At 43.1% G+C, this 14,973-nt stretch carries 14 protein-coding genes; 11 read left to right on the plus strand and 3 right to left on the minus strand.

Annotated elements, in window-relative coordinates; all coding sequences use genetic code 11:
* Positions 1–416 precede the first annotated feature (416 nt).
* The 5 genes from GDA45_07465 to GDA45_07485 are packed head-to-tail and all read left to right on the plus strand — an operon-like array spanning position 417 to position 6,433.
* Positions 417–947 carry a hypothetical protein gene (locus GDA45_07465; protein MBC6414698.1) on the plus strand — a complete coding sequence of 177 codons (531 nt, stop codon included), beginning with the start codon at positions 417–419 and terminating at the stop codon, positions 945–947.
* A complete protein-coding gene (locus GDA45_07470; GenBank protein ID MBC6414699.1) occupies positions 940–1,701 on the plus strand; it encodes a 4Fe-4S dicluster domain-containing protein in 762 nt (253 codons plus the stop codon). Before GDA45_07465 ends, GDA45_07470 begins: the two co-directional genes overlap by 8 nt.
* Positions 1,702–1,705: 4 nt before the next feature.
* Positions 1,706–2,941 (plus strand): polysulfide reductase NrfD, encoded by a 1,236-nt coding sequence (gene nrfD / locus GDA45_07475; protein ID MBC6414700.1) that lies wholly within the window; start codon positions 1,706–1,708, stop codon positions 2,939–2,941.
* A 13-nt stretch (positions 2,942–2,954) separates the two neighbouring features.
* Positions 2,955–4,316: a sodium:alanine symporter family protein gene (locus GDA45_07480; protein MBC6414701.1), complete on the plus strand. Its 1,362-nt coding sequence runs from the start codon at positions 2,955–2,957 to the stop codon at positions 4,314–4,316.
* 41 nt (positions 4,317–4,357) lie between these two features.
* Positions 4,358–6,433, plus strand: a complete 2,076-nt coding sequence (locus tag GDA45_07485; protein MBC6414702.1) for an N-6 DNA methylase — start codon at positions 4,358–4,360, stop codon at positions 6,431–6,433.
* Positions 6,434–6,469: 36 nt separating this feature from the next.
* On the opposite strand, the gene lipA is transcribed toward GDA45_07485, so the two are convergent.
* Together lipA and lipB are read right to left on the minus strand one after the other, a co-directional pair.
* Positions 6,470–7,414, minus strand: a complete 945-nt coding sequence (gene lipA, locus GDA45_07490; GenBank protein MBC6414703.1) for a lipoyl synthase — start codon at positions 7,412–7,414, stop codon at positions 6,470–6,472.
* Positions 7,395–8,051, minus strand: a complete 657-nt coding sequence (lipB, locus tag GDA45_07495; protein MBC6414704.1) for a lipoyl(octanoyl) transferase LipB — start codon at positions 8,049–8,051, stop codon at positions 7,395–7,397. Before lipB ends, lipA begins: the two co-directional genes overlap by 20 nt.
* 274 nt (positions 8,052–8,325) lie before the next feature.
* On the opposite strand from lipB, the gene GDA45_07500 reads away from it, so the two are divergent.
* The 6 genes from GDA45_07500 to bioF all read left to right on the plus strand — a co-directional run bounded on the left by GDA45_07500 (position 8,326) and on the right by bioF (position 13,125).
* Entirely contained in the window at positions 8,326–8,928 is a 603-nt protein-coding gene (locus GDA45_07500) for a hypothetical protein (protein ID MBC6414705.1), read from the plus strand.
* Between the two features lie 86 nt (positions 8,929–9,014).
* On the plus strand, positions 9,015–9,938 hold the full coding sequence (locus tag GDA45_07505) for a prepilin-type N-terminal cleavage/methylation domain-containing protein (protein ID MBC6414706.1): 924 nt from the start codon (positions 9,015–9,017) through the stop codon (positions 9,936–9,938).
* Positions 9,907–10,497: a hypothetical protein gene (locus GDA45_07510; protein ID MBC6414707.1), complete on the plus strand. Its 591-nt coding sequence runs from the start codon at positions 9,907–9,909 to the stop codon at positions 10,495–10,497. The genes GDA45_07505 and GDA45_07510 overlap by 32 nt, the downstream gene beginning before the upstream one ends.
* A 9-nt stretch (positions 10,498–10,506) precedes the next feature.
* Positions 10,507–10,887 (plus strand): prepilin-type N-terminal cleavage/methylation domain-containing protein, encoded by a 381-nt coding sequence (locus GDA45_07515; GenBank protein ID MBC6414708.1) that lies wholly within the window; start codon positions 10,507–10,509, stop codon positions 10,885–10,887.
* 71 nt (positions 10,888–10,958) lie between these two features.
* Positions 10,959–11,936: a biotin synthase BioB gene (gene bioB, locus GDA45_07520; protein ID MBC6414709.1), complete on the plus strand. Its 978-nt coding sequence runs from the start codon at positions 10,959–10,961 to the stop codon at positions 11,934–11,936.
* On the plus strand, positions 11,884–13,125 hold the full coding sequence (bioF, locus tag GDA45_07525; protein ID MBC6414710.1) for an 8-amino-7-oxononanoate synthase: 1,242 nt from the start codon (positions 11,884–11,886) through the stop codon (positions 13,123–13,125). The genes bioB and bioF overlap by 53 nt, the downstream gene beginning before the upstream one ends.
* Before the next feature lie 61 nt (positions 13,126–13,186).
* On the opposite strand, the gene GDA45_07530 is transcribed toward bioF, so the two are convergent.
* Positions 13,187–14,902, minus strand: coding sequence for a tetratricopeptide repeat protein (locus tag GDA45_07530; protein MBC6414711.1), 1,716 nt, complete (start codon positions 14,900–14,902; stop codon positions 13,187–13,189).
* Positions 14,903–14,973: the final 71 nt, after the last annotated feature.

Below are 14,973 nucleotides of genomic sequence, written 5' to 3' on the forward strand. Positions count from 1 at the left end.
GATATGGCTATCAAGACTTAGAGTACTTGACTTTGAAGATTAGGCAGTTGTCTACACCTTATTTACCCCTCGATTGTGTGACTAAAACTTTCTAGTCCCGCACTATACCTATCTGGCATTATACAGAACAATCATATGACTTTGACAATTTTGGGGCGACATAACACGGCTGATAATTAACCCTCAAAATAATAAGCCAAATTAGAATATCTGCAATTTAAGTGTGAGTACAACTGATTAGACCTCAAGCCAACCTCTGCTGAGCTTAATAAAAAATAGAAACCGTTGTGGTGATTTGCATATTTCAGTATATAATTCCGTTACCTGTTTGATCGTTACTTGCTTGATGTTTTGTTGATCTTCTTTAGATAAGTCTGTTTCATTGAAAAATGCATGATAGGTATAGAGATTGAAGGATGATAGAAAATAGGAACTTAAAACTACCGAATAAAGCACCAGATAGAATAGCAACACCAACTGCAATAGTAGTCGCGATGCTATTTTCACTATTATGGATAACCTCTCTGTATGCTGCCGACGAGCAGTCTGGCTTAGGCCCGGTTATTCCCAAAGCCAAAGGCGAGCAGTGTGTGGAACCGACTGAAGTCATGCGCCGTCGCCATTATCAGTTTATATTACACCAACGCGATGAGACCGTGCATCAAGGCATACGCACTGCGCAGTATCGTTTTACGCGTTGTATAGACTGCCATGTACAACCGACGGCAGCCGGCGATTATCCGCGCCATTATGAAGACACCCACTTTTGCACTGCGTGTCATCGTTACAGCAGTGTTAGCATAGATTGCTTTCAGTGCCATGCGGATCGCCCTAAAGAAGCCTATTCGACGATGAAATCGAGCATAAATCCTATGCCGACACCTGAACGACAGCACAGTGATTTATCATTAAGGTTGATAAAACAACATTTGGGCGACAATGACTGAGAACAAACAAAATACCCTCCCTATCTCTGAGGAACGACGAGAGTTTATGCGCAAAGGCAGTGCGTTAGCGGGAGGATTGATGGTGGCGCCAGGTGTATTTTTGTATAGCATGCCGCTGGCGAGACCACTGCATGAGCCGGTAACAGATGCGGTGCGTTGGGGGATGTTAGTGGATGTAAACGCTTGTGCAGACGGTTGTAATGCCTGTGTCGATGCGTGCAACGAGGAACATGGTCTGCATAGTCTAGGGCGGCCGGCGACCGACGCGCAGTGGATACGCAAGCTGACTGTCAAGGATAAAGCGACAGGTCATCAAAAATCTTTTCCGGTGATGTGTCAGCATTGTGAGAAACCCCCGTGTGTTGATGTTTGTCCGACCGGCGCATCTTTTAGGCGCGCCGACGGCATCGTACTGGTTGACAAACATACCTGTATCGGATGCCGTTATTGCATGATGGCATGTCCTTATAAGGCGCGTTCTTTTATACACGAGGCATTGGATAATCAGTTGCCGCACGCACCACGCGGTAAAGGCACTGTTGAAAGTTGCACGCTATGCGTGCATAAGGTGGATCGCGGCGACGGCACCACTGCGTGTGTACAAGCATGCGAGCGAGAAGGACATAATGCGCTTATTTTCGGTGATTTGAACGATCCCAAAAGCGAGATTTCTAAGCGTCTGGAGAAGCACGGTGGGGTACAGATTCGTGCCGATTTAGGCCTCAACACTGGGGTGAGATACCAAGGCTTATAGATTGATGGCAACTGTAGTCTCACATAAACTTACTCGCTATAGTACGATGCCGGCAAATAGTCCGGGCTTCTTTATATTGCTCGGAATTTTAGCGTTATTGATATTGGCCGGCATAGGGGCTGCCTACTATGTTGAACACCAAGGGCACTATGTGACTGGGATGAACAACCAAATTGTTTGGGGTGTGCCGCATGTGTTTGCAATACTATTAATAGTGGCGGCATCAGGTGCTTTGAATGTGGCATCAGTTGCTTCGGTGTTCGGGAAAGTAGATTACAAACCATTGGCGCGTCTCTCTGGCTTGCTGGCCATCGCATTATTGAGTGGCGGCCTTGCGGTTTTGGTTCTCGACTTAGGTCGCCCGGATCGTTTAATCGTCGCCATGACCTATTACAATTTCAAATCTATATTTGCTTGGAACATATTCCTCTACACTGGTTTCTTTGTTGTAGTAATCGTTTATTTATGGATGATGTTTGAACGCAAGATGGCACCCTATATAAAGCCGGTTGGAATGATTGCACTGCTCTGGCGTATTACGCTAACTACGGGTACCGGTTCTATATTCGGATTTTTGGTGGCCCGCCAAGCCTACGACGCCGCGGTGATGGCACCAATGTTTATTATTATGTCTTTTGCTTACGGCCTTGCTGCTTTTATTTTAGTGCTGATGGCTGCGTGTTATTTAACCAAGCGGCCGCTCGGCGATTATATATTATTTAGATTGAAAAACCTGCTTGCGGTGTTCGTAGCAATAGTACTCTATTTTGTGGTGGCTTATCACATAACCAATCTTTATGTTGCCGAACATCAGGGTATACAATCCTTTATACTGACCGGCGGTAACATATACACCTGGCTGTTCTGGGGCGCACAGATAGGTGTCGGTAGTTTATTGCCGCTAGTGCTGTTTTATAGTCCTGCGACTTGCCGCCGTCGTGCTGCAACCATAAGCGGATGCATTTTAGTGTTGCTCGGCGCATTCGCTCAACTGTATGTAATTATTGTAGGCGGCCAAGCGTATCCGTTAGTGATGTTCCCCGGCATGATAGAGCAAAGCAGTTTTTACGACGGTGTCGTTGCCCAGTATATTCCGAGTTTGCCTGAGTTTGTGCTGGGTATAGGGGGCATTGCACTTGCATTGGCTATTTTGGTTTTCGCACTTGCAGTACTGGACTTTCTACCCGATGATTTATCCGACAAACAGCTTGGGGTGGAGCCACCACCGGAAACTAAATAAGAAAGGGGGTTTCATGCAACAGACAGTAGCCGATGTAATTGGGTCAATCAATAGTATCGTATGGGGAGCACCGATGCTGATTATTATCGTCGGGGTCGGCATGTTCCTGACTGTAGGATTATCGCTCTTACCGCTTAGGAAAATCGGCCGCGGTTTCGTATTGCTGTGGCAAGGGCGTGTACCACAAGGCGATGGGGACATCAGCGCTTTTCGTGCCTTGATGACCGCACTATCTGCCACTATAGGCACTGGTAATATCGCCGGCGTTGCAACTGCCATCGTATTGGGAGGACCAGGTGCCGTTTTTTGGATGTGGATAACTGCTTTGGTAGGTATGGCGACTAAATACAGCGAGGCCGTCTGTGCGGTACACTTTAGAGAAACTGATAGTACTGGTAAGCATATAGGCGGTCCTATGTATTATATACAAAACGGATTAGGTCCTAAATGGAAATGGTTGGCAGTGGTTTTTGCGGTGATGGGAGCCATTGCTGCATTCGGCATAGGCAACATGGTGCAGTCTAATTCAATAGCCGATGCTCTGGACGATGAAAATATTGATCCACTGATCAGTGCGATTGTGCTGTTCATATTGGTTTCAATGGTGTTAATCGGCGGTATTACTCGCATTGCAGTATGGGCTGGAAAAATAGTGCCTTTTATGACCTTTTTCTATATTCTAAGCGGTCTTATTATTTTGGTTATTAACTATGATGCGATACCGGCAGCTCTAAGCCTGATCGTGACGAGTGCGTTTACCGGCACTGCGGCGACTGGTGGTTTTGCCGGTGCTGCGGTCGCCGCAGCAATACAATTCGGCATTGCCAGAGGTGTGTTTTCCAACGAAGCCGGTTTAGGTAGTGCGCCGATTGCACACGCCGCCGCTAAGACCAACAATCCGATAACCCAGGGACATATTGCGATGTTGGGCACTTTCATAGACACTATTATTATCTGTTCGATGACCGCGCTGGTAATAATTACCACTGGCGTATGGTCTAGCGGTGAGACCGGTGTTGATTTAACCGCGCGAGCCTTTGACAGTGCGCTGATAGGAGGGCATTATATTGTTATCTTCTCGCTTGTTATATTTGCATTTACCACAATACTAGGTTGGAGTTATTACGGTGAGAAGTGCTGGCAGTATCTGTTTGGTGTTAAAAGCGTCTCGATTTATAGGGTTGCGTGGGTTGCTGCAGTTTTTGTAGGTCCTTTGGCACTCACTTGGAAAGAAACCGCTCGTGCCGGCATAGATTTAATTTGGCTAACTGCCGACACACTCAATGCTATGATGGCACTGCCTAATTTAATCGCCTTGCTGCTGCTGTCCCCTATCGTGATACGACTAACGCGTAAGTATTACCAAGTCAATTAGATTGTATAGAGGAATGATATGGATAAGGAACTGACATTATAATGTATACAGAGCAAGAATGTCGCACTTTGATAGATAGACAACTAATAAACGCTGGCTGGTTCTTCAATACTCATCAAAAAAATGTTTTTCAAGAACGTCCTAAGCATGATATAGAAATAAGGAATCTAGGGGGGTTGAGACCTGATTATATTCTTTATAGTAATGATAACCCATTAGCGATTATTGAAGCTAAAAAAGAAAATGGTGATTTTGCCGGAGCTAAAAGAGATGGCTTCACAAAGGCAGAGAAAATAAGATGTCCTATCGTATATGTGAGCGACAGTATGTTTACAGAAGCGTATTTGGTTGATGGTGATAGGGTTCTCCACAGAAATAAAAATAAAGTTATCAATTTTTTACAAGAATCTGAGTTATTAGAACATAGAACATCAGCAGAAGTAGATGATGAAAACCTGATAAGTACGGCAAAGGAATTAATACATGTTTTTAAACAAGCAGACAATATCTTGCATGCATCAGGGAAAGAGCAAGGGATGCCTCGCTTATTAGAGTTTTCCAATGTTTTATTTGTAAAAATGCTGCTTGATATTGATAAAGCGAAAAAGAAAGTTAGCGAGTTCAACTGGAGCGAAATCACTACCAAAAGCGAAGATGTAATAGTCGAATACTTCAATCATATAATCTCACAATATAACAAAAATTATAAAAACATATTAGAACAGTCTACAGTAAACGGGAGGGTTCTAAAATCATTAGTTAATCTTGTAGAAAATATGGGAAATCTAGAGAAGATAGATTTTGATATAAAAGGTGAGGCCTTTGAATACTTTCTAAAATCGTATCAAGACAAGCATAGTGATTTGGCACAGTATTTTACGCCACGGCACATTATCCGTTTTATTCTGTCGCTAGCTAATCCTAAAATTGGGGATAAGATATATGATCCGTTTTGCGGTACAGGCGGGTTTTTAATTCAAGCGTATAAGCATATTGAAAGAAATACTAAGTTGGAGACGGAAAAGAAAAGAAAATTAAGAAAGGAAACTGTTTATGGGCAAGATAATAGTGGGTCTTCTCGTATTGCTAAGATGAATATGATTTTGGTTGGAGATGGTCATTGTAATATAGAATACAAGAACACACTGGAAGATGAACCGAAAGACATATACGATTTTGTTATGACTAATATACCTTTCAATCTAAAACCAAACCCAGTGAAAAATAATATGAAGTGTATAAGATACTGTATCAATTCCCTAAACGATAAAGGGAAGGCTTTTATTATTGTTCCATATTCAATAATGGAGCAAACATATGAAGAATTTAGACAGGAAATATCTGCTTATTTAGAAAGATTTATTAAGCTGCCTCATTATGTCTTTAATCCATATACAAATGCACAAACACTTATACTTGTGTTAAATAAGAATAAGAAAATAGATGGATATAAAACTGATAAATATAAATATATTGAAATAAAACATGATGGTTTTAGTGCGAATAATTTAAGAGAGCCTATTGAAGAGAATGACATTGAAAAGATTCAAAAAGGAATCCTTAAATTTAAGGAAACTGATACCTTTGGAGAAATAAAGAATGTGGCGGATTTAGTAAATGGTGATCGATTGTCAACTTATTTAATTCCTCAAAACAATAATATCACTCTAGAAAATGACTGTTATTATCATGAACCTTTAATCTCTTGTGATAATACAATAACTACAAGAAGAAAAAGGCTTGGTAGAAATATTGGTGGTCGAGGGGCGAAAGTGAAAAAGCTCATAAAGAAAGGAGATTTAGTTATATCTACACTCCACACCCAAAACGGCTTGTTTGCTATTGCAGATAAAGAATATATCGGAACTTCTCAACTTATTTATAAGATAAATGAGAACAAAATTGGTGTTGATACTTTGCTTTATTTGCTGAGGAAAGAAATTAGAAAATTAGAAAAATCTGATGTAGTTGGTAGAGAAACATACAATAGAGATGAGATAGAGAACTTAGTAATCCCTCATCCAACTGAGGAGATTGAAAAAAAGGTTAAAGAACTAAGAGAGATAGAAATAAACATTGAAAAACTAGAAGCGAAAAGAAAAGAGATACTAAAATGAAACAAAAAGACCATAAGCTTATAAAACTAGGCCAGTTCACCGAACCGTATATTCTTTACTGGCGTGATAAGAAGAGCGTACTAAAGGACCGCTCTGCACTTTTGCGAAGCCCATGGCATAACCAAGTGCTGCGAGTTTTTTGAATTCGTCTGGGCTTAGATACCGTTGTACTGGCATATAACCGTCACCGGGCTGCAGGTATTGCCCTAAGGTAATGTAGTCGACCTTATGAAAAATTAGATCGCCCATAACAGCTTCTACCTCTGACAAGTCCTCTCCCAATCCGAGCATCAAACCGGATTTAGTCGGAATGTCAGGAAAGCGCTTTTTATGCGCAAGCAACAGATGCAATGAACCATGGTAATCAGCCCCGCGCCGCACATTTCTATATAAACGAGGCACGGTCTCTATATTATGGTTGAAAACATCACAGGGGGCATTGCTCAATGTTGTCAGTGCTTGGTCAACGCGTGCTCTAAAATCAGGCACTAAAATCTCTATTTTTATATTTTCAACCTTTAGTCTAATAGCCGAGATGCACGACGCAAAATGGCCTGCACCGCGATCCTCTAAGTCGTCTCTATCAACTGAGGTGATGACTACATAGTCCAATTCTAGCTCGGCAATGAGGTGTGCGAGACGCTCAGGTTCACCAGGGTCGGGGGGCGATGGCCGACCGTGTGCGACATCGCAGAACGCACATCGGCGCGTGCATATATCTCCTAAAATCATAAATGTTGCAGTAGATTGGGAAAAACATTCTGGTAGATTTGGACATTTTGCTTCTTCGCAAACGGTGTGTATGTTTTTATTTCTCAGTAATTCCCGTATATGCTGAATACGTGGATTATCGCGAAGTTTGATGCGTAACCACGGTGGCTTCCTGCCGACCGCTAGTGCAGGGGCAGCGCTAATATAACGACTGGGTATTTTATGACTACCGCGTTTATGCGTTGCCGGCTTATGACGAGAAGATAACATTGTTTTTGTTATGCAAGTTTAGTTGTGATGCCAAGATATCGGCTAGCTGATAACAAGCATCGGCAATATCTAAATGCACATCGTAGTTCGCTACCTGGGTCATCTTGATACCCTCAAGTCCGCATGGAATAATTGAATCAAATGGCATTAAGTCCATATCCACATTCAGCGCAACCCCATGATAGCAACACCCCTGATAGCTAGACAAAGCGAGCGATGCGATTTTTGCTTGTGATACATAGATTCCTGGCGCCCCCGGCATCCTTTGCGCAGAAATGCCATAGCGGGCTAGTAAAATAATTACGGCCTCCTCAAGTATGTGTATATAAGCCCTCAGCGAGATACCAATGCGCCTTAAATTTAGCAATGTATATAAAATTGCTTGGCCTGGTCCGTGATAACTCATCAGTCCACCGCGATCGCTAGCCACTATCGGAATAGAACCGGTGCCTTTTACGATATCCGAGGTTGCTGGTCGTCGTCCTTGGGTGTATACGGCTTCGTGCTCGAGTAGCCAGAATTGGTCGGGACTTTGTGCGTTACGGCTATGCGTATAGAGGCGCATTTCACGATATATATCGTTATAGACGCATCGTCCTCGCCATAGATAATCAACGCTTAAAGTGCTACAAGACATCGTTGGTAAGAAAGCTCTCCGATCCTCAATTTATTTCTGAGTTATTACTAAATAAGATACAATATGCACTATGTTAGCACTATTAAAAAGAGATTAACGGACTACACTAAAAAATTTAGGAGAATAATATGACTTTATATCGTGTGGTGGCAGCGGTTGTTGGTTTGGCTCTGATGATTGCTGCTTATCTTCTAGCACAGCAATAATTCATAACAATCAAAAATAGAGTGAAATCGTGCGTTTTATAATTAAACGCCCACGGTGTTTATTATTTTTGGCACTTATCTTAAGTGCAGCTTTGGATGCGGAATCCGTTATTATTACTGAGCAAGCAAAAGTTCCTAACGATACGATGGAGGTACTCTTTGTCGCAAAGGCATTGAGTAATACACCTGAATCTGCGGTACAGGATGCTGTTACATTGACCGACTGGGCTTTTTCTTATCAGAACAGTTATCCCAAACTAATGATGCTGCGGGCAACGCCTCAAAGAGCGCAATACTACGATCCGCAGAAACGTCTTATTGAATGGTCTGCTTCGCAAGAAATTAAAGTTAAGGGTAACGATTTAGAAGATATGCGTGCCTTAGTAAGCAATCTGGTCGATCGACTGGAACCAGTGAGAGTAAGTTTTCTATTATCCGAGAAAAAACGTGCCGAGGTTGAGCAAATCTTACTCAATAAGGTTTTAGAACGCTACGACTATGAATTCTCATATCTCAGCGAGCAGTCGCAAAATTATATTAGGATAACCGCCAATAACCTGTCCAGCAAAACTAATCAGCTGTTATCCGATACTTTCTTAAAAGCCGAGGGTTTGAATGTTGATTTTCAACCGGGTTTTAGCGTCATCAAAGTAGAACTAGTACGCACTTAAGCCGACTGACCGTTCATCGTCTTATATAGACCGTTTGATACTAAAGACCTTGCTTGGCACGACGCTCAGCAATTATTTTAATTGCTATGGCAGCGATAAGCATACAAAGCGCAAGGCAGGGATTTACATTAATAGAGATACTACTAACACTGGCATTAGCTGCCTTTGTCTTGGCAATTTCCATCGCGTTGTATCAATACGCCAAGCAAGCATACATAGATAACGGTGCACAATTAAGGGTGACGGAAAAGCTGATAGCTTCTAAGCGTATTTTCAGCGAGACTCTAAACGGTAGCATTAAAAGTTGTAGTGCAGCACCGACCCGACTCAGTTTGGTGAATAGTACACAGCTGTGGTTACAGGCTGGCGCCTCGGCAGTAGAAATTTATCCTGGGCAAAACAATATCAGTAGCTTTAAGCGAGTCGGAGATAAAATTGGCGAGCGCGACATAGATAGCGATGTGCTACTACTACGCGCCGCACGATTACCAGCGACATCGCTAGTCGCACACAGCATAGAAAATAATAAGTTTATCGCTCAAAACAGTATTGGGCTGACCCGCAGTGGACTTGCGATCGTCTGCGATGAGAATGCCGCAGTTGTATTTCAAGTAGCTTATACGACCGGTCGCCACATACACTACGCTGGTGGCGGTATTGCCCCCGGAAATTGCGCAAATGCGTTTAGCGATGAACGATGTGGCGGTAGCTATCGTTTTGCCAAAGGCGCGTTGTTAGCACACTACACACCGACGATCTTTTATATAGCGAACAGCCACGCAGGACCGGCATTGTATAGACAAAAGCCGATAATTTTTCGCCGCCATGGTAATCGCCGTCTATCCATGCGTGCACAAGAACTGGTGTCGGGAATTATGCGCTTACATGCGGCAGCCGATTTTTCACCAAGCAAGCAAAACAACGGTCTAGCACTGCAACTCACCATAGCGAAAGATGCTCATAGTCGCTCTGATCATTATGAAACATATATGTACACCTTGCCGTTATAGTTTCCCGAAGCGTGGCATGATATTACTTTTAATGTTGGTATTGGCTGCGCTGACCAGTCTGCTAGCAACGACTAATCTAGAGCGTAACCGACAGCGCACCTTGCTCGATGGTGCAGTGGCAATACGCATGCAAACCGATGAAGTGCTAACTCAGGCCTTAGATCAAGGGATTATTTATGTAGAAAAACGACTCAGGATAGAAGATTTTGATGTTGCGCGGCGCGGCATCTATAAAACCGTTGATAGCAATAGACTGAAATACGATTATCGTCGTTTTGCGCTTCCAGCACAAAGCTCTGTCGCCGGTGTACATAGCGGTTTTTGGATTGAACTGTTTTCTAAAGGTGCCACTATGCAGAACATAAAAGGCAAGTATTATTTAAGTTGCAGGTTGTTGATTAGTGCTTATGCAGAGAGCGCCGATTCACCAGTATCGCTGTCACAAGCTCTGGTTGAAACCACCTTGCCTACTCTGGCTATGCCGACATCAGATACTCAAGTGGTTACACTTCAGTCATTAGCTGATGCTAAGGTTATTGCAACCAGAGTCTTTAACTGAGGTGGTGAGATAGTGCAGAAGGGATTTACACTATTGGAACTGGTTATAGTCATTGCGATTGTTGCTTTGCTACTGACTGTTGCGTTGCCCAATTACCATCGCTACGGTGAGAGATTGTCAATCATTGACGCTCGACACAAGTTAATAGAGATAATGTATTTAGAAAATCGATATTTTACTGAGCAATCCACCTATACTACTGGACTGAGATCGGATTTAGGCATAGAGAAATTAATATCCGAGCGCGGTGATTATCGTATAACTGCCAGTGCTTGTGGTACCGGCATACACCATTGTGTGCAGCTCACAGCACTTGCAATAAAAGGTGATAAGCCGCATTTATCTATCGATTCCTTTGGTAATAAAAGTCCATCTGAACTCTGGAAGTGACTATAAAACAATACATACATTGGTTGAGGGAAGCTGCATTATAATAAACAACTATTACGGATGAACAGGGAATGACCCCGATGACTGATCAAGCGATACACATCAGAAACGACTGGCAACAGCAAGAGATAACAGCTCTTCTGGCAATGCCGTTTAACGATCTTTTATTTAAGGCACAGAGTATACACAGAGCGTTTCACGACCCACAAAAAATACAAATCAGCACTTTGTTATCTATTAAAACGGGAGGTTGTCCAGAGGACTGCACTTATTGTCCGCAGAGCGTTCATTACAACACCGGCCTTGATACTGAGCGTTTACTCGATGGTGCGACGGTAGTTGACGCAGCTCGCCGCGCCAAAGCGTGCGGTGCCGATCGCTTTTGCGTGGGCGCTGCGTGGCGATCTCCGACTGATAGAAATCTAGAACGAGTGGCGGAGATGATTTCGGCAATAAAAGCTCTGGGGCTGGAGACTTGTGCGACATTAGGCATGTTGAGCGAAGCACAAACGCATAGACTAGCCGCCGCTGGACTTGATTATTACAACCATAATTTAGATACTTCGCCAGAGTTTTACGGCAATGTCATAACCACGCGTACCTACCAGGACAGACTGACTACACTAAAGCGCGTCAAGAAAGCCGGTATAAAAGTCTGCTGCGGTGGCATCCTCGGCATGGGTGAGTCGCGCGCTGACCGTGCTGCGCTACTTCGTCAACTGGTAAATCTTGACGAGCATCCCGAATCGGTGCCGATTAATTTATTAGTGCAGGTAGAAGGCACTCCTTTATACGGAACTAAAGCATTGGATAATCTTGAGTTTATACGCACTATTGCAGTTGCTCGCATCATTATGCCTAAATCGTGGCTACGGTTGTCGGCTGGTCGTGAAACAATGTCCGAAGAAATGCAGGCATTATGTTTTTTTGCCGGCGCCAACTCGGTTTTTTACGGAGAGAAACTACTGACTACCGCCAATCCTAAAACAGAGCGTGATGCCGATTTATTCAAACGGCTTGATCTGCAAACCATTTCTACCCGCCAATAGACATATTCCCGAACTCTATTTGAAAAATCTGCATTCTATTATTGATCAACAATACCGCCTAGGCCTCTATCGTCAAAGGCGTATTATTTCTCGTTATCAAGAGGCTTCGCGAGTATTGAACGGGCAAAAAAAACGCCCAGTCATATCATTCTCAAGCAATGATTATCTAGGTCTTGCTAACGACCCTGATGTCGTTAACGCCTGCATTGAAGGGGCACGCCGCTACGGTAGCGGTGCCGGTGCCTCTTGCCTAATTGACGGTTATACGCAGGCACACCAAGAACTCGAAGAAGCCTTAGCTCAGTTCTTATCTAGAGAGCGTGCACTGGTGTTTTCCAGCGGCTACCTAGCCAATTTAGGCATACTGACAACATTGGCTGATAGACACACCGTTATCTATGCCGATAAGCTCAACCACGCATCACTGGTTGATGCTGCATTATTGTCTCGTGCTAACTTGCAGCGTTACGCACATACCGACACGGTGGCTTTGCGCGACCATCTAAGCCAAGAGAAAAACGACGCAATTGTTGTAAGCGATGCGGTATTTAGCATGCAAGGAGACATCGCACCATTGACTGAGCTATCCAACATCTGTGCTGATTATACTGCGACCTTAGTCGTTGATGATGCGCATGGTTTAGGTGTATTGGGCGCCGGCGGGCGTGGTACTTTGGAACACTTTGGCTTGAATCAAACGCAAGTGCCAGTAGTGATGGCAACTTTGGGTAAATCATTGGGGGCTTCTGGTGCATTTGTTGCCGGCAGCGCTGATTTAATCGAAGTATTGATACAGAAAGCACGCACTTATATCTATACAACAGCCTTACCCCCACCAATGGTGTGTGCCGCTCGCGCAAGCCTTGAGATTATCCAAAACGATAATACACGGAGAGAGATTTTGCACAGGAATATAAACTTATTTAGAAGCGCAGTTGCCGAACACGGCATCTCTTGCCTAGACTCAGCAACCGCAATACAAGGCGTGATTGTCGGCGATGCCAAATCAGCTGTGGCATTAAGCGAGGCGCTATTGGACGAAGGATTGCTAGTCGTCGCAATTCGCCCACCAACCGTGCCACTTGGGACTGCGCGGCTTAGAATTATGCTATCGGCAGCCCACTGCGAAGAGGATATCGTTCATCTCGTTAAAAGTCTAGCGAAATTACTGCCTCTAATTTCACGCTGATCTCTTGGTCCTTAAACAAACAGGATTCGGCCTTTATCTTAACTAGCACGCAGAACTGAGATTACCCACCTATTAGAAATTCTTTATGATAACTATCAAGCTCCGCTATATACTCTAGATAGATCTTATAACACTTTGAATGGGTGGGTTGCTTCTTTACATCCCTAAGGGCATTGTCTGTTTTTTTATCCCAAATACCATATACATTAACAGATTTATCACTGGAGTTAATACAATAGTCATTGTAGCTTGATTGGAAATATCTAATGATGGCTATTCTTTTTTTATTGAAGTCGTCCTCTGCCCCCTTGTCGTCACCTAAATTTCTTTTACTAATACCTCTATTATAGTATGCAGAAGCATTGTTGGGGTCTAATATTATCGCTTTAGTGTAATCATCAATCGCACCTTTGTAGTCGCCTAATTCGGCTTTACTTAAACCTCTGTTATTGTATGCAGAAGCAAAGTTTGGGTCTAATTCTATTGCTTTATTGTAATCGTCAATCGCACCTTTGTAGTCACCTAATTTGTCCTTACCAATAGCTCTGTTGTAGTATGTGGTAGCATTGTTTGGGTCTAATCCTATCGCTTTATTGTAATCGTCAATTGCGCCTTTGTAGTCGCCTAAATCGTGCTTAATAGTACCTCTGTTATTGTATGCAACAGAATCGTTTGGGTCTAATACTATTGCTCTATCGTAATCGCCAATTGCACCTTTGTAGTCGCCTAAATTTTTCTTACTTAAACCTCTGTTATTGTATGCAGAAGTATAGTTTGGGTCTAATTCTATCGCTTTATTGTAATCGTCGATTGCGCCTTTGTAGTCGTCTAATTCGTACTTACTATTACCTCTGTTATGGTATGCAACAGGATCGTTTGGGTCTAATACTATTGCTCTATCGTAATCGTCAATCGCCCCTTTGTAGTCGCCTAATTTTCTTTTACTAATAGCTCTGTTGTTGTATGCAAGAGCAAAGTTAGGGTCTAATTCTATCGCTCTATTGTAATCGTTGATTGCGCCTTTGTAGTCGCCTAAATAGTGCTTACTAATACCTCTGCTATTGTATGCAGTAGCATAGTTGGGGTCTAATTCTATTGCTCTAGTGTAATCGTCAATAGCCCCTTTGTAGTCGCCTAAATCGTGCTTACTCTTACCTCTGCTATTGTATGCAGTAGCATAGTTGGGGCCTAATTCTATTGCTCTAGTGTAATCGTCAATAGCCCCTTTGTAGTCGCCTAATTCTCTCTTAATACTACCTCTGTTAAAGTATGCAGCAGCATTGTTTGGGTCTAATACTATCGCTCTAGTGTAATCGTCGATTGCGCCTTTGTAGTCGCCTAAATTGTTTTTACTTAAACCTCTGTTCACGTATGCAGTAGCATAGTTTGGATCTAATACTATTGCTCTAGTGTAATCGTTAATCGCGCCTTTGTAGTCGCCTAAATCGTCCTTACTAATACCTCTGTTATAGTATGCAGCAGCACTGTTTGGGTCTAATACTATTGCTCTATTGTGATCGTCAATCGCACCTTTGTAGTCGCCTAAATAGCCCTTACTAACACCTCTGGTAGAGTATGCAGCAGCCTCGATTAGGTCTATTGGGTCTAATATTATTGCTCTATTGTAATCGTCAATTGCGCTTTTGTAGTCGCCTAATTCGTGCTTACTATTACCTCTGTTATGGTATGCACGAGCATAGTTTGGGTCTAATGCTATCGCTCTAGTGTAATCATCAATTGCGCCTTGGTAGTGACCTTCCCCCTTTTTTAGGTCCACCTTCAAAGAGAGTTTTCATGCTGATTTTTCCGCAAATACACTAGGCGGTTGATAGCCTAGCGAACTGTGCG

The sequence above is a fragment of the Chromatiales bacterium genome (assembly GCA_014323925.1).
Lineage (GTDB): Bacteria > Pseudomonadota > Gammaproteobacteria > Poriferisulfidales > Oxydemutatoraceae > SP5GCR1.